This window comes from Lentzea kristufekii, assembly GCF_033949925.1.
Taxonomy (GTDB): Bacteria; Actinomycetota; Actinomycetes; order Mycobacteriales; family Pseudonocardiaceae; genus Lentzea; species Lentzea kristufekii.
This window is the reverse complement of record NZ_JAXAVV010000002.1, coordinates 430,113-447,322: the sequence shown is the minus strand read 5'-3', so window position 1 is coordinate 447,322 and position 17,210 is coordinate 430,113. Positions and strand designations below refer to the sequence as shown.

The following is a 17,210-nucleotide window of genomic DNA, read 5'->3' as shown; positions in this document are numbered from 1 at the left end:
GCGCGAGTCATCCCGACCCTTCAGGACATCGCGACCGGATGAGCGGACGTTAGCCTTTTCTCGAACCAGTGATCGGCGTATTCGGCTGCGTTGTACGGCGCAATCTCCACGAACCCGTGCTTGGCGTACAGACTCCTCGCCTCCACCAGGTCTTCGCGGGTGTCCAGCCGCAACGTCGTGATGCCGCGCGCTTTCGCCTCGGCCTCCACGGCGACGAGCAACGCCGACGCGGCGCCCTGCCCGCGGAACGGCACGCGCACGAACATGCGCGTCAGCTCGCCGACACCGTTGTCGAGGAAGCGCATGCCCAGGCATCCGACATCGTTGCCATCGCGCGACGCCACGAGGAACACCGGCACGTCGTGGTCCTGCTCGTCGCGCTCGTAGGCGTCGATCTCGGCGTCGCTCGCCGGCCGGCCCCAGTAGCGGCTGATCATCTCCGCGTTGTACTCGCGGTTGAGCGACGACTGCGCGGCTTCGGCGGCCGTCACGGTCCAGTTGGTCATGGGACCATCATCAAAAGGCCGTCCACTGTGATTCAGGTCACTGCAACACCGGTACCGCGAGAAGCCAACTGGGGGCGTGATGTTCGCGGAGCTGTTCGACGAGCACGCCCATCCGCTGCACCGGTATCTGGCGCGGCGGGTGGGCGTCGACGTGGCCGACGACCTCGTCAGCGAGACCTTCCTGGCCGCCATGCGCGGCGAGGAGGGCTACGACCCCGAGAAGGGCAGTGTGGTCGGCTGGCTCTACGGCATCGCCACGAACCTGTTGCGCGGGCACGCCAAGCGCGAGACCCGCCTGTTGCGCACCGCCGAGCGGTACGGCGTCGACCTCGGTGTCGCCGAGTCGCTGGAGCACACGGTGGTCACCCGCATCGACTCCCGCGCGCACCTGCGCCGGATCGCCCGCGAGCTGGCCCGGATGTCCCAGGCCGATCGCGACCTGGTGCTGCTCGTGTCACTGGCAGGTCTGAGCGTGCAGGAGACCGCGGAGGCCCTCGACCTCAACCCCGGCACCGCCCGGTCCCGTCTGCACCGCCTGCGCGCGAAGCTGAAGGAAGTGGAACATGCGTGACGTGCTGGACGACGACCTCGCCGAGCTGTACCCGGTGCGGGCCAGCGACGACGTGCGGCTGGCCCGGTTGCGCGAGCAGCTGTTCGCCGAGAAACCGCGGTCCCGTTCGCGGCGCTGGGTCGGCATCGCGGCGGCGGCCGTCGCGGTGGTGATGATCACCGGGCTCGTGGTGCTGCTGCGGCCGGTCTCGCGGGACGCTCCCGCGACGCTGCCGGTGAAGCCCGCGGCCTCGTTGCAGGAGGCCGCCACGCTGCTGGAGGTGGCGCAGCAGCCGACGGCGAAGTACCAGCGCATCACCTACCGCATCTGGCAGGTGATGGGAGTGGGCGAACCGTACGCGTCCTCGGCGATCGAGTTCGAGTACGTCGTGTGGCTGCCCACCGCCGCTGACGAGATGGTCGTCATCTACCGCAGGTCGACCGGCGGCCAGCGGCCGGTCGCGGGTGCGCGGCGCCCCGTCGAGGACTTCACCAACTACTCCCGCAACCCTTCGCTGTGGGAGTCGTTCTGCGCGAGCACCCCGTGCAAGGAGGAGACCGCCGGACAGCCGCTGAGCACCGAGCCGGGGCGCAGGCTGGAGGACGCCGCGGCCGCGATGCTCTCGCCGTTCACCACGGACGAGGAGAAGGCCGCGCTGTACCGCCGGATCGCCGAGTCCCCCCAGGTCCGCTGGGACAACGGGAAGGTGTCGGCCGACGGCGGCACGACGCTGTTCACCGTCGACCCGGCGACCGGCCAGGTCACCGGCATGGAACAGCGCAAGTCGACCGACCTGAAGATCCCGGCGGACACGGTGACGACCTCGGTCACCGTCAAGTCCGAGTGGACCGATCAGCGGCCGTCGTAGCTCCGCGGCAGGTACCAGGCCAGGGCGGCGCGCAGTTCGGCGACGTCGCGCTCGCGCCGCCTCCTGGTGCGCTCGTGGGCGATCGGGAACACCCTCACGCCGCCGTGGTGCGCGCCGAAGAAGCGGCGCGGCGCCGGGTCTTTCAGCCAGACGACGACCCACGGCCGTTTCTTGTGCGGCACCACGCGCACCCGTGCGAGCTCGTACCACCAGTACTGGTGGAACTTGCCGTTGCGCGTCGTGGCGATGCCCTCGCGGCTGATCTCGATCACGACCTTGCGGCGCGCGGCGGCGCTGAAGTACCGCACCGCGCGCACGACGAGCACGCAGAACGCGGCCAGCGCCAGCAGCTGCGTGGCGCCGTTCGCCTGTGCGGCCGGGTCGGCGATCGCGGCGGCGAGCAGGGCGACGGCGAGGTTCAGGCCGCCCCACGCCATCGGCACGAACCGCGACGTCGAGAACGTCGCGGCGGCGGGCGTCATCGGGGCGGGCAGCTTGCTGGTCGGCGGCTTCGGCGTGACGACGTGGGACAGCAGGCGCGTCACCTCGGCCGGCTCGGGGCGCTTGGCCGGGTCGCGGTGCATGCACTTCTGCACCAGCGGCCGCAGCGGCTTGGGCACGCCGTCGATGTCCGGTTCGCCGTGGGCGGCCTTGTAGAGCAGCGTCGCGGTCGGGCCCTCGCCGAACGGGCCCCTGCCCGTCGCCGCGTAGACCAGCACGGCGCCGAGGGCGAAGACGTCGCTCGGGGCGGCGACGTCCTGGCCGGTGATCTGCTCGGGCGAGAGGAAACCGGGCGTGCCGAAGACCATGCCGGTCTCCGTCAGCGCCGTGTGCTCCATCGCGCGCGAGATGCCGAAGTCGATGACGCGGGGTCCGTCGGCTCCGAGGAGCACGTTGGACGGCTTGAGGTCGCGGTGGACCAGGCCCGCCCGGTGGATGGCGGTGAGCGCCTCGGCCAGACCTTCCGCGAGGCGTCTCAAATGGTGCTCCGGCAACGGACCGTGCCGTTCGATGGCCTCCTGGAGCGTCGGCCCGGGCACGTACTCCGTGGCCATCCACGGGCGGGGCGCGCGCGTGTCGGCGTCCACGACCGCCGCCGTGCCGGCGCTGCCGACCGCACGGGCCATCTGCACCTCGCGGCGGAACCGCTCGCGGAACCGCGGGTCGTCGGCGAGCTCGGCGCGGGCGACCTTGACCGCGACCTGGCGTCCGTCGCTGCCTTGTCCCAGGTAGACCGTTCCCATGGCACCACGACCAAGCCTGCCCAAGAGCAGGTAGTCCCCAATGCGCTGTGGTTGGTCCACCTTCACCGGATCGAGGGTAGCGGGAACTCGGGCCGAAACCTCACATCTGAGTAGATCTACGTATCGTTGTCACCCATGGGTCGGACCCGCTTGTACCGCAACGGCGAACTCGTGGACAGGGACTTCCCCGTCGCGGAGGTGGCCCAGCGTCTCCAAGATCACTCCGCTGTCGGGTGGTTCGACCTCTGCGCGCCGTCTGAAGACGAAGTAGGTCTGCTGCGCGACGAACTGGGGTTGCACGCGCTCGCGATCGAGGACGCTTTCTCCGAGCGGCAGCGCCCGAAAGTCGACCGCTACCCCACTCACCTGTTCCTTTCCGTGTACGCGGTCCGGTACGAGCAGCACGAGATCAAGGCGTGCGAAGTCGACGTGTTCGTGACGCGGAATGCGCTCGTGACGGTGCGCGAGAGTGAGGACTACGCCCTGGAGGGCCTTGAGCGGCGGTGGGACAGCGCGCCGCAACTGGCCTCGTCGGGCGTCGGGTTCCTGCTGCACGGGCTGCTCGACGACGTCGCGGACAGCCACTACGCCGCCGCGCAGGCGCTCGACGACGACATCGAGGACCTGGAAGACCACATCTACGAGGAGAAGCCGCACGTCGGACGCAGGGCGTTGCAGCTCAGGCGCGCCCTGGTGCAGCTCAGGCGTGTCGCGCTGCCGATGCGTGAGGTGTTGGGGTCGCTGTTGCACCGTGACCACGACCTCGTGGACGACGTGATGATGCCGTACTACCTGGACGTGAAGGACCACGCGCTGTCCACGGCCGAGCTGACCGAGTCGATGCGGGAGCTGATCACGAACCTGCGCGAGGCCGAGGTCGCCGTGCAGGGCAACCGGCTCAACTCGATCATGAAGAAGGTCACCAGCTGGGCCGCGATCATCGCGGTGCCGACGGCGATCTCGGGCTACTACGGCATGAACGTCCCGTACCCCGGCTTCGAGCAGAGATGGGGCGTCTGGGTCTCCACGCTGGGTATCTTCGGCCTCTCCTACGTCCTGTACCTGATGTTCAAGCGCCGCGATTGGTTGTGAGCCACCTGTGAAGATCCACCTGACCCGCCGCGACGAGCTCGCGATCATCACGATCGACGCGCCGCCGCTCAACCTCTACTCCCTCGACCTCGACGCGGAGTTCCACGAGGCCCTGGACGAGCTGGGTGACGCGCGGGCGTTGCTGGTCAACGCCTCGGGCCGGGTCGTGTCGGGCGGCGTGGACGTGTCGCTGTTCGCCCAGCAGGAGTACCGGGAGGAGGCGCAGCAGCTGTTCGACCGCATGCTCCTGCTGCCGCAGCGCCTCGCCGCGCTGCCGATCCCGACCGTCTTCGCCGCGCACGCGCTGTGCCTGACCTGGGCTTTCGAGCTGGCGGTGGCGTGCGACCTGATCCTGGCCTCGTCGTCGGCGCGCTTCGGGCTGGTCGAGAAGGTGGTGGGCCTGACGCCGACGATGGGCGGCACGCAGCGGCTGGCGGCACGGGCGGGCGTGGGCCGCGCGAAGGAGTTCGTGATGACCGGCGACCTTTACGACGCGGAGACGCTCGAACGGTGGAATGTCGTCAACCGCGTGTTTCCGGACGAGGGCTTCGCGCTCGCGGCCGAACAGTTCGCTTTGTCGCTCGCGGTCGGCCCGACGCAGGCACACTTCGCGACCAAACAGGTGCTCGCGCATTTCGAGAACGGCGGCGTCCCGGAGGCCGACGCTCACATCACGACGATCGCGTCAGCGTTGTACGAGACCGAGGACCTGCCACGCGCTGTGCACAGCTTCCTCACGGACGGTCCGGGCCGCGCGTCTTTCACCGGTCGCTGATCTCACACATCAAAAATCCATATGGCTCAGTGATAAAACCGTGATCTACCAGCTCACACGGATGGAGCATTCCCTTCGAGGCGGAAGATGATGTTGCGCCGCAAGGAGATCCGCTTGACTCCTCCCGTCGTGCCGTGCAGTGTGCTGACCGTTCAACGGCCCCGTACGAACTCCGTCGCACGGGTTTGTACAAATTCCGCACCGGCCGACGACACAATTAGCGAGTTCACGGTCCCCCGTCGTGAACGCGCGTGGAGGTAGAACCAGCCGTGAGACTGAGATTGGCCGCACTGCTGACCGGTGGTGTCATCGTGCTGGCCGCCTGCTCCCCGACCAAGGCGGCCCAACCGACACCCGTGGCGGACAGCAGCACCAGCGCCAGCTCGACCAGCACACCCAGCAGTTCCTCCGCCGCCCCGAGCAGCTCGGCGGCACCCAGCTCCACCACGAAGTCGGCCACCAACGGCCCCGTGAAGCCCCCGGCAAACAGCCCCGCCCCCTCCGGCTCCCCCGGCTGGAAGCTCACCCAGGCCAACACCGGCCTCGCCGCGCACGGCCTGAACTGCGACTCCCTTCCGCTATACACCGGCCCTGGCGCCCCCGCCGCCGGCACCGTGATCTCCGGCAAGCGCGTCGAGCAGGCCCTGACGCTGTTCGCGGGCAACATCACCGTCGAGAAGTCCTGCATCCGCCCGAAGAACCTCGGTGAGACGGCTCCGCTGATCACGACGAACGGCCCGTGCGGCAGCAACTCCTGCCAGGTCACCGGCGCCCCCGTCACCATTCGCGACTCGAACATCGACGGCTCGGCCCTGCCGGCCAAGACCATCGCGGGCTCCTGCGCGTTCCTCGGCGTCGGCACCCTGCAGCGCAACTACATCAGCGGCATGGGCTCCGGCATCTGCTTCTACAACACCGGCAGCACCCTGAGCGGCCTGGCCGAGGGCAACTACGTCCGCGGCCTGCGCTCGGACGGCGAGTCGCACAACGACGGCGCCACCGTCCGCGACTTCCCGCTGGACAAGAACGCGGGCCGCACCCTGACGTTCCGCAACAACCGCATCGACTGCTCCACCGGCAACGACACCGGCGCCCTGTTCATCCAGACCTACGGCGGCGACATCGACAACGTCACCGTCGAGGGCAACCTCCTGGAGGGCGGCGGTTACCAGCTCGGCCTGGAGTCGGGCTTCGACAACGTCTACGGCCGCAACATGAAGTCCATCAACAACCGCTTCAGCGGCACCGGGTGGGGCGCGGCCTACGTGAGCCAGAAGGGCGCCTCCTACAAGTGGGCGGTGTGGCAGGACAACTTCCTGCACGACGCCGGCGCGCCGGACGCCAAGGGCAAGCCCGCGGGCACTCCGTAGTCCCGCGCACCGCCTGCGCCGCCGAGCCCCCGCCGGCGGCACAGGCGGTGCGCGGGCTCAGTCAGGCGGTGCCGCGGAACGGCGCTCGGCCTGGGCGACGCGTTCCTCGAGTGCCCGGATGCGGTCGTAGAGATCGACCAGGGTCACGCCGTCCGCCACCACGCCGGGGCGCTGCCAGTGCCTTCGCACGAAGTCCTCCCGGCTCTCCTGCGGCGACTGCTGGAACCCGGAAAAAGGCGCAGCACCGGGTGCCGACGCCGGCGTGGAAGCGCCCAGCGCGCTGAACAAGGACTTCTGCAGCTTCTTGAAGACGATCCCAACGAGCACGATCACCACGATGACGGTGACGGGTATCAGCAAAGCCCAAGCGTCCGACATGAAAACCCCCTGATCCTCGGACAGCGGAGATCGACACTACCGGCCGCGGCACCCGCTCAGCCGTTGTCGCGGAACTTCAGCCACCGCCCGCTGAGCGAGTCCCAGATCTCCTGGTAGCGCTCGAACATCTCCCGCACCCGCTCCGGGTCCACCTCGTCGGCCGGAGTGGACGCCACGTAGTACGAGAGGTCGTCCTCCAGCCGGTGGAACTTGTAGCTGGCCTCCTCCATCAGCACCCACAGCGACCGCCACGCGAAGAACGGCTCCAAAGCGGACACCACGGTCACCACCGCGATCAGCGAGAACGCCGTTCCCGTCCAGGGGTCGAGGTTCTGCAGGCCGAGGATGATCGTCGACACCGCCGAAAGCACCAAAGTGGTCAGTCGGACAGTTACGGACTTCCACCTGAACCGCTGCTTGCGCGCGCGGGCGTACGCGTGCCCGCGTTCGATCTGTCCGCGCAGGTGTTGTGCGAGTTCGTGCGGCTTCAGGCCAGACGGCAAGTCGGTCACCGGAAAGACAATAGTTTCGAGGTAACTTCCCCGCGTGCAGTTCGATGGACCGAGAACCTTGCTGGCCGTCCACGCCCACCCCGACGACGAGTCGCGGTCGACCGGAGGAATCCTGGCCCACTACGCCCGCCAGGGCGTGCGGATCGTCCTCGTCACGTGCACGAGCGGTGAGTTGGGCGACATGCCCGGTGGCATCAAGCCCGGCGAGCTGAACCACCACCCGCAGGCGGTGGCGGCGCGCCGCCGGGCGCAGCTCAACGCCGCGTGCGATGTGCTCGGCATCACAGACCTGGAACTGTTGGGATATCACGACTCCGGTGAGACGGGCGAGGTTCCGCCTGGCGCCTTCTGCTCCATTCCCGTCGAGACGGCCGCGGGGCGGGTGGCCGCTCTGATCGAGCACTTCCGGCCGCAGGTCGTCGTCACGCACGACCACCACAACCCGCACCAGCACCGCGACCACGTCCACGCCGCACGGGTCGCGCAGCACGCGGTCAAGGAGACCGGCATTCCGGCGAAGCTGTACCTGGAAGCCCACGACAGCCTGGCGACGACCACGGTCGACACGTCCGCGGTGGCCGATGTGAAGCGCAAAGCGTTGCACTGCTACGAAAGCCAGTCGCTGATCGGGAAGCTGACGGCGCAGCAGCGGTTCGCGGCGGAGTCCTACATCCGCGCGATCGACACCACGAACGCGCCGCTGCCGGAGACCGATCTGTTCGCCGGCATCACCCACCACGGACCGGATCTGCCGCGCTGGTGAGCAAAGGGGCGTTCGCCGCGAACGGCGAACGCCCCGAAGACAGTCTCAAAAGGACTAGCGGTATGACTCGGAAGGTTGCCGGGGGAATTCGCGGTCAGACGGGTGCATCGCGGTGCCGCCCCCACGTCCTCATACTGGATGTATGGGGGCGGTGCCGCGAGGCGCCCTGCTGAGCGTGGACTATCTCGCCGACGTTCCGAGCCACACCACTAGCGGCGACCCAGCGACGTGCAGGTGAGGCCGGCGCGGCGGAGGACGTCCGGGTCCAGGAGGTTCCGGGTGTCGACGACCACGGGCTGCCGCACCGTCTCGGCCAGGCGCGCCCAGTCGAGCGAGCGGAACTCCGGCCACTCGGTCAGCACGACGAGGGCGTCGACGTCCTTGGCCGCCTGGTACGGATCGTCCACAACGGACACCGGACCGAGGTCCGTGCCGCCGGTGAGTGCCGGGTCGTAGCCGACGAGATCCGCGCCCGCCTGCTTCAGCAGCGCGGCCACTGCCAGCGCGGGCGAGTCGCGGAGGTCGTCCGTGCCGGCCTTGAACGTCAGGCCCAGCAGGCCCAGGCGCACGTGGGACAGCGAGCCGCCGCGCTTGCCGGTGACGGCCAGGCGGACCTTCTCGACCATCCGCTGGCGCTGGCGCTCGTTGGTGTCGATCGTGGCGCGCAGCAGGCGGAACTCGAAGTCGGCGGCGTCCGCCACCTGGAGCATCGCGTGCGTGTCCTTGGGCAGGCACGAGCCGCCCCAGCCGGGGCCGGGGTTCAGGAACGCCTGGCCGATGCGCTTGTCGTAACCCATGCCCTCGGTGACGTCGGTGATGTTCGCGCCGAGGCGCTCGCACAGCTCCGCGACCGCGTTGACGTACGAGAGCTTCATCGCGAGGAAGCAGTTCGCCGCGTATTTGACCATCTCGGCGGAGGCCGCGTCGGTCAGCACCGTGGGCGCGCCGAGGCGGGCGTACAGGGCGGCGACGCGTTCGGCCGCGTCCTGCTGGTCGCAGCCGACGACGATGCGGTCCGGGTTCAGGAAGTCGTGCACGGCCGAGCCCTCGCGCAGGAACTCCGGGTTCGAGACGACGGCGACGTCATCACGGCGCAGCAGCTCGGCGGTGCGGATCGAGGTGCCCACCGGCACGGTGGACTTGTTGACGATCACGGTGCCGGACGGCAGCAGGTCGCGCGTCTCGTCCACAACGGACTCGACGGCCGCGAGGTCCGCGATGCCGCCGACGCCCATGGGCGTGGGCACGCACAGGAAGACGACCTCGGCGTCGGCCACCGCGGCGGACGCGCCGAGCACGAACGACAGGCGACCGGAGGCCAGACCTTCGGCGACCAGTTCGGCGAGACGCGGTTCGAGGATGTCGACCTCACCGCGTGCGAGGCGCTCGACCTTGGCCGCGTCGACGTCCGCGCACACCACGCGGTGGCCCAGCGAGGCGAGGCAGGCACCGGTGGTCAGACCGACGTAGCCGGTGCCGACGACAGCGATCCTTCTGACGAACATCATTCTCCCGTTCGGGTCACGGCGAACGCGCGGAGCACGGCGTCGTCGCTCACGTCGATCATCTTGTTGCCCCACTGGTCGGTGCCCGCGCCGAGCGCGGGCCTGCCGTCGGGGAACGGGCCGCGCGAGGCGAAACCGGTGAGCCCGTCGAACACCGCCACGTAGTTCTCGGCCTGCGGCCGCCAGTCCAGCTCCGCCTCGCAGCGGCGCCGGCCCTCGAAGCCGAGGCGCGCGCGGCGTTCGGCGTCGTCGAGCAGGTCGAGCAGCGAGGTGGTGAACGCCTCGACGTCACCCGGCTCGACGAACACGGCGCACTCGCCCGCGGACACCACGGTCTCCTGCAACCGGTACGTGACGACCGGCAGCGCGTAGGCCATGTACTCCATGGTCTTGTTCATAGTGGACACGTCGTTCAAAGGCGACAACGGATCCGGGCCGAGACCGACCGACGAGGTGGACAGGTACCGGGTGATCTGTTCGGGCCCGACCCGTCCCGTGAACTCGACGTACGGATCGAGCTTCCAGGCCGTGGCCTGCTTCTTCAGGTCTTCGAGGCAGTCGCCGAAGCCCAGCAGCGCGAACCTGACATCGGTGCGGCCGTGGCCGAAGACCACTCTCCGTGCGACTTCCAGGACGCCGTCGACGCCGTCCTGCGGTCCCATGATTCCGAGATAGGCCACCAGATGTTTGCCGCCGCGTCGGAGTTCGTCCACGCCCTCGACAGGCCGCATCACGGTGGTGTCCGGGCCGGAGCGCACGACGGTGGTGTGCTCGGGCGGCACGTCGCCGCGCGTCCACGCGATCTTCTGGTACGAGGTGTTGGTCGACGTCACCCGGTCGGCCGTGCGGAACGTGCGGCGCTCCAGCCACTTCAGGATCCGGTACTGCACCTTGCCCGCGACGCCCTTGGGCTCGCCGAAGCGCGACAGGAAGACCTCGGGGTTCAGGTCGTGGTGGTCGAAGACGAACTTCACGCCACCGAGCCGCCACAGCAGAGCCAGGGCCCAGTACGTGTCCGGCGGGTTGCACGCCTGCATGACGTCGAACCGCCTGCGGGCACGCACCTTCACGCTCAGCAACGCCGTGCGCACCCAGCAGTACAGGAACTCCCACGCATAGCCCAGCGCGCCCTCGGCCTGGGGCGGCGGAGCGTACTTGTAGATGTGCACCCCGTCGAGGAGTTGGTAAGCGGGATCACCCGGACCCTTGGGGCAGATCACCGAAACCTCGTACCCGGCGTTGGTCAGGGCACGGCATTCCAGCCACACCCGGCGGTCCAGCGGTACGGGGAGGTTCTGCACGATGATCAACACGTGAGGCGATGACGTCACGCTCTGGTTCTCGTTTTGGAGGGCAAAACGGTTACACATGGGGCGAATCTCGTAACGGAGGTTGCAAAGCACTCGATGTAGCGCGCAGAGACCCAAATGCGAGGAGCGGTTGTGGAGCGGTCACCTGTCGCGGTGGTCATCGTCACTTACCAGAGCGAACAGGTCATCGCGGGATGCCTGGACTCGTTGCCCGACGACGTCAGGGTGATCGTCGTCGACAACGCCTCGACCGACGGCACTGTGGCGGCCGCCACTCGCCCCGGCGTGGAAATCGTGCGCAGTCCGGTCAACGGCGGATACGCCGCCGGTGTGAATCTGGGCATCAAAGCCGCCGAGGGCCACGACGTTCTGATCCTGAACGCCGACATCCGGTTGCACCTGGGAGCCGTGGAATCACTCCGCGCGGCCGGCAAGCCGATCGTCGCACCCCGTCTGGTCGACGAGAGCGGCGCGCTCTCCTACTCGCTGCGCCGCAAGCCGACCTCCGTCGGCGCCCTCGCGGAAGCCCTCATCGGGGGCACCAGGGCCGGGCGGATCGGCCTGGGCGAGACCGTCACCGACGCGAAGGCGTACCAGGGCGCACACGCCGCCGACTGGGCCACGGGCTGCGCGTGGCTGGTCAAGCGGGAAGTCATCGAGAAGCACGGCCTTTTGGACGAACGCTATTTCCTCTATTCGGAGGAAACCGAGTACATGTTGCGCGCCGGTGGCGTGTGGTTCGAACCGCGCGCGGTGGTCACGCACATCGGCGGCGAGGTCTCCACGAACGCGCGGCTGTGGTCGATGCTCACCTCGAACAAGGTTCGCCTGCACCGCGAACTGCACGGGCGTTTCGCCGCATTCTTCATGTGGTTCGCCATGGTCGTGAACGAAGGGCTTCGCGCGCGTTCGCCGAAGCACCGCACCGCGTTGAAGGGGCTTTTCCGCATGCGCCGCTGGCCGGAGGAAGTGGCCTCCGAGGGCCCGAGCTACCTGTGCTTCTCCGCGCAGGACTGGTGGTACCACAACCGCGCCCACTCGGACTTCCAGCTGCTGCGCCGCGTCGCGAAGCACCGCAAGGTGTTGCTGGTCAACAGCATCGGCCTGCGGATGCCGTCGCCCGGCAAGAGCACGCAGTTCCTGCGCCGGATCTTCCGCAAGGCCATGAGCGTCGCGAAGCTGGTGCGGCAGCCTATCGAGGACACGCCGAACTTCTACGTGATGACGCCCGCTCCCCTGCCGTTCTACGGCAAGCCGTGGCTGCGCAAGCTGAACTCCGTGCTGGTCCGCACCCAGGTGAAAGCGGTCTGCTTCTTCCTGCGGATGGGCACGCCGGTCGTCGTCGCCACGATCCCCACCGCGTGGGACGTCGTGAAGCCCATGAAGACCAAGGGCCTGATCTTCAACCGCTCCGACCGGCACTCGGCGTTCCCCGAGGCCGACCAGGGCACGATCGCCGCGCTGGAGAACCAGCTGCTGTCCAATTCGGACACCGTGCTGTACGTGAGCCGCGCTCTCCAGGAAGAGGAATCCGCGCTGACGGGTGACCGCGCGCACTTCCTCGACCACGGCGTGGACGTCGACCACTTCACCCGCCGCACCGAACTTCCCGCGGACATCGCGAGCGTTCCGGGCCCGCGCATCGGGTTCTTCGGCAGCCTCGACGACTACCTCGTCGACTTCGACCTGATCGAGAAGGTCGCGCAGGAGTTCCCCGAGGCGTCGGTGGTGCTGATCGGCGACGCGACCTGCTCGATGGAGCGCTACGACAAGTACCCCAACGTGCACTGGCTGGACTTCCGGTCCTACGACCAGATCCCCGGCTACGGCTCGGGTTTCGACGTGGCGCTGATGCCGTGGCTGGACAACGACTGGATCAAGCACGCGAACCCGATCAAGATGAAGGAGTACCTGGCCCTGGGCCTGGCCGTCGTGTCGACGGACTTCCCCGAGGTCGAGCGCTACGGCGACGTCATCCGGATCGCCAAGGGCGAGGCCGACTTCATCGACCAGATCCGGCTCACTCTCAAGGACGGCGGCCTGAAGACCCCGGCCGAACGCCGTGCGGCCGTGCTGGCCTCGTCCTGGGACTCCCGTGCCCGTGAGCTCATGCAGATCGCCGAAAAGTCCTCTTCTGGGGAGCGCTAGGACATGTGCGGTATCGCAGGCATCAGACGGTTCGACGGCGCGCCCGTCTCGCGCGAGGTCCTCGCCGAGATGGCGAAACGGCTGCACCACCGCGGCCCCGACGACAGCGGCTTCTGGTCCGACGGCTCCATCGGCTTCGCGCACACCCGGCTGTCGATCATCGACCTGGCCGGGTCGCCGCAGCCGATGAAGGGGGCGTCGGGCACGACGACGATCGCGTTCAACGGCGAGATCCTGAACTACCGGCAGCTGCGCACGCAGCTGCCCTACCCGTTCCGCACGAACGGCGACACCGAAGTCCTGCTGGCGCTGTACGAGCAGCACGGGCCGTCCGCGGTCGCCAAGCTGCGCGGCCAGTTCGCCTACGCGATCCACGACACCCACACCGGCGAAACGCACCTGTTCCGCGACCGGCTCGGCATCCTGCCGCTGTACTACTACGCGGATTCGGCGATGTTCGCGTTCGCGTCCGAGATCAAGGCGCTGCTGCCCGCGATCGGCGCGGCCGAGGTCGACCACGAGTCGCTGCACGACTACCTCGCGCACCGTTCGGTGCCCGCGCCGCACACGCTGGTCAGAGGCGTCCGGAAGGTGCCGCAGGGCCACCACCTGGTCGTGACGGCCAAGGGCCAGGTGCGGACCGAGCCGTACTGGGAGCTGCCGCGCGAGTCGGAGATCCTCTCCGTCACGCCGGAGGAGGCTGTGCGGCTCGTGGACGAGGCGCTCACGGCGTCCGTGCGGGACGCCCTGGTCGCCGACGTGCCCGTCGGCGCCTACCTGTCCGGCGGCGTCGACTCGTCGCTCATCACGGCTCTCGTGGCGCGGGAACGGGGTGACGCCGAGCTGCACACGTTCTCCGCGGGCTTCGGCGACCCGCGCGTCGACGAGATCCACCACGCCGAGAAGGTCGCCGGGCTCGTCGGCAGCCGGCACCACAACGTCATCGTCACGGCCGACGACTTCCGCGACAGCTGGGCCAAGCTCTCCTGGCACCGCGACGCGCCGCTGTCCGAACCCGCCGACGTGGCGGTGTTCCGGCTGGCCGAGCTCGCGCGCAGGGACGTGAAGGTCGTGCTCTCCGGCGAGGGCAGCGACGAGCTGTTCGGCGGCTACCCGAAGTACCGCTTCGCCGCAGCCACCCGCCTCGCCGGCATCGCGCCGTCGTTCGCGTTGAAGCGCCTGGAGAAGGCCCTGCCCGCCTCCAAGGCACGGCTGGGCGTCGCTCTGCGCGCCATCTCCGAACCGTCGTACGCCGAACGGATGCGCGGCTGGTTCGCCCCGTTCACGGTGTCCGAGCGGGCAGAGCTGCTCGGCGGACCGGCGACGAGGTCGGTGCTGGCGCCGTACGAGAACGGGCGCGGGGACGCGTTGCGGCGCATGCTCTACGCCGACTCGCACACCTGGCTCGCCGACAACCTCCTCGAACGCGGCGACCGCATGTCGATGGCCGCCTCCCTGGAACTCCGCCCGCCGTTCCTCGACCATCGCGTGGCCGAGCTGGCGTTCTCGCTGCCCAGCAACGTGAAGGTCCGCGGCGGCACGACCAAGTGGGTCGTGAAGGAGGTGGCGCGCCAGCACCTGCCGGCCGACATCGTCGACCGGCCGAAGTCCGGCTTCAAGGTGCCGCTCGACGCCTGGTTCCGCGACGGCCTGCGGGACATGGCCTACGACCTGCTGACCGGGCCCACGTCGTTCGTGGGCAAGACCTTCGACCGGGCGGCAGTGCGCTCGTTGCTCGACGACCACGACTCGGGTGACCGCAACGAGCAGCCGCGCATCTGGACGCTGCTGTCTCTAGAGGTGTGGCACCAAACGCTCAGCTGGTAGCCCACATGTCGTCACGGCGTCTGCAAGTACCACCAACTCAACATCAACAAGCACTTTTCCACTACCAACTTGTTCGGTCGACGTCGAACAGGTTGGTAGTGGAAAAGTGCGATTCGATCAAGAGTTGGTGGTACTTGCAGACGCCATCAGCCAAACGCTCAGCTGGTAGGACGGTCCATGAACAGGGATTTCGTTGCCGGGGCAGGTGGGTGACCCGTGTACGTCGCCTCCTCCCGCCCGTCCAAGACCGACTTCCGCAAGCGGTTGCCGGGCACTGTCTTCGCGCTCGGCACGGTCAGCCTGCTGACCGACATCTCCGCGGAGATGATCACCGCCTTCCTGCCGGTGTACCTGCTGTTCACGCTGAACCTGGGCTACGCGCAGTTCGGCCTGCTGGACGGCATCTACACGGGTGCCACGGCGGTGCTGCGCCTGGTCGGAGGCACCGTCTCCGACAAGTTCCGCAGGCCCAAGGCCGTCGCCGCGGCCGGGTACGGGCTGTCGGCCGCGACCAAGGTGTTCTTCCCGCTGGTCGGCGCCTCTCCGTTCGGCATCGGCGCGCTGATGGCGGCCGACAGGGCGGGAAAGGGGATCCGGACCGCGCCGCGGGACGCGATGATCTCCCTCGCCACGCCCGAGGACCGGCTCGGGGCCGCGTTCGGCGTGCACCGGAGCATGGACACGTTCGGCGCGTTGCTGGGTCCGCTCATCACGTTCCTGCTGCTCTTCCAGATCGGGACCGTGCCGGGGCCGATCTTCGCGGTGTCGGCGGCGTTCGCGATCATCGGGTTGATCGTGCTCATCGCGTTCGTGCGGGACACGCCGACCGACAAGAAGCCGAAGGGGCCGCGGCCCTCGTTCCGGGCCGGGCTGAACCTGCTCACCGACAGGCAGTTCCGGCGGACGACCATCTCCGCCGGGATGCTGGGGCTCGCGACCGTGTCGGACGCGTTCGTCTACGTGCTGGTGCAGAAGGCCACGAACATCCCGCTCGGCTGGCTGCCGCTGCTGCCGCTCGGCACCGCGATCGTCTTCCTCGTCGCCGCCGCGCCGCTGGGGAAGCTGTCGGACCGGATGGGCCGCTGGCGGATGTTCCTCGCCGGCCACGCGCTGCTGCTCGGCGTGTACGCGCTGCTGTTCATCCCCGAGGGCGGCATGGGGGTCGCGATCGCGGCACTGCTGCTGCACGGCCTGTTCTACGCGGCGACCGACGGCGTGCTGTCGGCGAAGGTGAGCGAGACGGCACCGGAGTCGCTGCGCGCTTCGGGGCTTTCCGTGGTGCAGACGGGGCAGGCATTGGGCCGTCTGGTCTCGTCCGTCGCCTTTGGACTGCTGCTGCAGTTCTCGAGCTTCGGGACGAGCATCACGGTGGCGTTGGCAGCACTCACCGTGACGCTCATCGCCGCATACGGACTTAACCGCGAGACGCCAGCTTCTGCTTGATCTTCTCGAAGCCGCCCTTGCCGAGGACCTTCATGGCCGCGTTCTTGGCGGCCACCCGCCCGGAGTCGCGCAGGAACCGGACCGGCTGATCCACCAGACGGTCCTGCGCCACGGCGATCGTGCCCGGCGCGGACACGTCGTCCAGCGAGTTCCCGAACGACGCCTTGTAGGGCTCTGGCGAGACGAGCCGGCCGCGTGTGCGGTTCGACACGTTGCCGCCGTGCACGACCTGCAGCCAGCCCGGCGCCCCGCCCAGCTCCACCACGGGGAAGTGCAGGTGCATGTGGTTGTGCCAGTGCGCCCAGCACGTCACCGGCGCGTCCCAGCTCTCGCGGACCGAGACGAACGCGTTGTGCCGGTCCACCCGGTGGTAGAGCCCGCCAGGAGACTTGATCAGGCCGTTGACCAGGTAGTACGCCGCCGTGGTCGTGGGACGGGGAGCCGCGCAGAGGCGTTCCACGAAGTCGGCCGCGAGGCCGTCGTCGTTGTCCAGGTTCGTGGTGATGAGCTCGGAACCGGTCTGGGAGAAAAGCGACCGGATGTCCGACCTCAGTTCTTCCCGCGACACTTCCGGACGGTAAACGGGCGTGTACGCGTCACCGTGTGAGGCGATTCTGTCTTTGAGCCATTGCGGTGATTCGGGGTCGAAATAGATGAGCCAACGCGTCCGTTCGTCCGTCTGTGCGAGCACCGATGGCAGGCAGTAGCGCTCGAACAGCGCAACGCGTTCGGTCAGCCATCCTTCCTTTGCCCGGACGTAACTCTCAGCACCCTTCGAAGGCAGGTTGAAGCGCGTCAGGATGACGTGGTCGGCCATGACTCCCCTTACTCCGGTCATGGCCTACATCGCCTGGTGAGACCAAAACGTTGCGGCGCTAACGAATGCCTGGCGGTTCCGATACTCAGGTTGTGCCAACGC

The 17,210-nt window shown here is 68.5% G+C and carries 17 protein-coding genes; 9 read left to right on the top strand and 8 right to left on the bottom strand.

The genetic code is table 11. The annotated features are described in order from the left end of the window. Positions 1–20: 20 nt before the first annotated feature. Positions 21–506, bottom strand: coding sequence for a GNAT family N-acetyltransferase (locus SK571_RS05655; protein WP_319982962.1), 486 nt, complete (start codon positions 504–506; stop codon positions 21–23). A gap of 79 nt (positions 507–585) precedes the next feature. Between SK571_RS05655 and SK571_RS05650 the strand changes: the two genes are divergently transcribed. Beyond that, a complete protein-coding gene (locus SK571_RS05650) occupies positions 586–1,077 on the top strand; it encodes an RNA polymerase sigma factor (RefSeq protein ID WP_319982961.1) in 492 nt (163 codons plus the stop codon). Beyond that, the gene (locus SK571_RS05645) at positions 1,070–1,924 is read left to right on the top strand and encodes a hypothetical protein (RefSeq protein WP_319982960.1); all 855 of its coding nucleotides are present in this window, start codon (positions 1,070–1,072) and stop codon (positions 1,922–1,924) included. Before SK571_RS05650 ends, SK571_RS05645 begins: the two co-directional genes overlap by 8 nt. Here the strand turns inward: SK571_RS05645 and SK571_RS05640 are convergent. Beyond that, on the bottom strand, positions 1,909–3,234 hold the full coding sequence (locus SK571_RS05640; protein WP_319982959.1) for a serine/threonine-protein kinase: 1,326 nt from the start codon (positions 3,232–3,234) through the stop codon (positions 1,909–1,911). The two genes, SK571_RS05645 and SK571_RS05640, sit on opposite strands and share 16 nt — an antisense overlap. 69 nt (positions 3,235–3,303) lie before the next feature. On the opposite strand from SK571_RS05640, the gene SK571_RS05635 reads away from it, so the two are divergent. Both SK571_RS05635 and SK571_RS05630 read left to right on the top strand, forming a co-directional pair. Beyond that, a complete protein-coding gene (locus SK571_RS05635; protein ID WP_319982958.1) occupies positions 3,304–4,260 on the top strand; it encodes a magnesium transporter CorA family protein in 957 nt (318 codons plus the stop codon). 7 nt (positions 4,261–4,267) lie between these two features. Beyond that, positions 4,268–5,035, top strand: a complete 768-nt coding sequence (locus tag SK571_RS05630) for an enoyl-CoA hydratase/isomerase family protein (protein ID WP_319982957.1) — start codon at positions 4,268–4,270, stop codon at positions 5,033–5,035. 226 nt (positions 5,036–5,261) lie between these two features. Here SK571_RS05630 and SK571_RS05625 read toward each other — a convergent pair whose 3' ends face one another. After that, positions 5,262–5,495: a hypothetical protein gene (locus SK571_RS05625; protein WP_319982956.1), complete on the bottom strand. Its 234-nt coding sequence runs from the start codon at positions 5,493–5,495 to the stop codon at positions 5,262–5,264. Positions 5,496–5,505: 10 nt separating this feature from the next. On the opposite strand from SK571_RS05625, the gene SK571_RS05620 reads away from it, so the two are divergent. Further along, the gene (locus SK571_RS05620; RefSeq protein ID WP_319982955.1) at positions 5,506–6,405 is read left to right on the top strand and encodes a right-handed parallel beta-helix repeat-containing protein; all 900 of its coding nucleotides are present in this window, start codon (positions 5,506–5,508) and stop codon (positions 6,403–6,405) included. Positions 6,406–6,462: 57 nt separating this feature from the next. Here the strand turns inward: SK571_RS05620 and SK571_RS05615 are convergent, their stop codons facing one another. Together SK571_RS05615 and SK571_RS05610 are read right to left on the bottom strand one after the other, a co-directional pair. Beyond that, complete coding sequence (locus SK571_RS05615; protein WP_319982954.1) at positions 6,463–6,783, bottom strand: hypothetical protein; 321 nt, start codon at positions 6,781–6,783, stop codon at positions 6,463–6,465. A 56-nt stretch (positions 6,784–6,839) separates the two neighbouring features. Next, a complete protein-coding gene (locus tag SK571_RS05610) occupies positions 6,840–7,295 on the bottom strand; it encodes an SLATT domain-containing protein (RefSeq protein WP_266034511.1) in 456 nt (151 codons plus the stop codon). Between the two features lie 34 nt (positions 7,296–7,329). Between SK571_RS05610 and SK571_RS05605 the strand changes: the two genes are divergently transcribed. Beyond that, complete coding sequence (locus tag SK571_RS05605; protein ID WP_319982953.1) at positions 7,330–8,058, top strand: PIG-L deacetylase family protein; 729 nt, start codon at positions 7,330–7,332, stop codon at positions 8,056–8,058. 209 nt (positions 8,059–8,267) lie between these two features. Here SK571_RS05605 and SK571_RS05600 read toward each other — a convergent pair whose 3' ends face one another. Then, positions 8,268–9,563: a UDP-glucose dehydrogenase family protein gene (locus tag SK571_RS05600; RefSeq protein ID WP_319982952.1), complete on the bottom strand. Its 1,296-nt coding sequence runs from the start codon at positions 9,561–9,563 to the stop codon at positions 8,268–8,270. Then, positions 9,563–10,894: a glycosyltransferase family 4 protein gene (locus tag SK571_RS05595; RefSeq protein ID WP_319982951.1), complete on the bottom strand. Its 1,332-nt coding sequence runs from the start codon at positions 10,892–10,894 to the stop codon at positions 9,563–9,565. The genes SK571_RS05600 and SK571_RS05595 overlap by 1 nt, the downstream gene beginning before the upstream one ends. A 111-nt stretch (positions 10,895–11,005) precedes the next feature. Between SK571_RS05595 and SK571_RS05590 the strand changes: the two genes are divergently transcribed. From SK571_RS05590 to SK571_RS05580, 3 genes are all read left to right on the top strand, one after another. After that, complete coding sequence (locus tag SK571_RS05590; RefSeq protein ID WP_319982950.1) at positions 11,006–13,021, top strand: glycosyltransferase; 2,016 nt, start codon at positions 11,006–11,008, stop codon at positions 13,019–13,021. Between the two features lie 3 nt (positions 13,022–13,024). Next, positions 13,025–14,848, top strand: a complete 1,824-nt coding sequence (asnB, locus tag SK571_RS05585; protein WP_319982949.1) for an asparagine synthase (glutamine-hydrolyzing) — start codon at positions 13,025–13,027, stop codon at positions 14,846–14,848. Positions 14,849–15,064: 216 nt separating this feature from the next. Next, entirely contained in the window at positions 15,065–16,291 is a 1,227-nt protein-coding gene (locus SK571_RS05580; RefSeq protein ID WP_319982948.1) for an MFS transporter, read from the top strand. Here SK571_RS05580 and SK571_RS05575 read toward each other — a convergent pair. Beyond that, entirely contained in the window at positions 16,263–17,108 is an 846-nt protein-coding gene (locus SK571_RS05575; protein ID WP_319982947.1) for a glycosyltransferase, read from the bottom strand. The genes SK571_RS05580 and SK571_RS05575 overlap by 29 nt on opposite strands. Between the last annotated feature and the right edge of the window lie 102 nt (positions 17,109–17,210).

Coding starts and splice junctions, on each gene's coding strand:
- SK571_RS05655 (WP_319982962.1), bottom strand. CDS start 506: ATGACCAACTGGACCGTGACGGCCGCCGAAGCCGCGCAGTCGTCGCTC.
- SK571_RS05615 (WP_319982954.1), bottom strand. CDS start 6,783: ATGTCGGACGCTTGGGCTTTGCTGATACCCGTCACCGTCATCGTGGTG.
- SK571_RS05635 (WP_319982958.1), top strand. CDS start 3,304: ATGGGTCGGACCCGCTTGTACCGCAACGGCGAACTCGTGGACAGGGAC.
- asnB (WP_319982949.1), top strand. CDS start 13,025: ATGTGCGGTATCGCAGGCATCAGACGGTTCGACGGCGCGCCCGTCTCG.
- SK571_RS05645 (WP_319982960.1), top strand. CDS start 1,070: ATGCGTGACGTGCTGGACGACGACCTCGCCGAGCTGTACCCGGTGCGG.
- SK571_RS05600 (WP_319982952.1), bottom strand. CDS start 9,563: ATGTTCGTCAGAAGGATCGCTGTCGTCGGCACCGGCTACGTCGGTCTG.
- SK571_RS05650 (WP_319982961.1), top strand. CDS start 586: ATGTTCGCGGAGCTGTTCGACGAGCACGCCCATCCGCTGCACCGGTAT.
- SK571_RS05575 (WP_319982947.1), bottom strand. CDS start 17,108: ATGGCCGACCACGTCATCCTGACGCGCTTCAACCTGCCTTCGAAGGGT.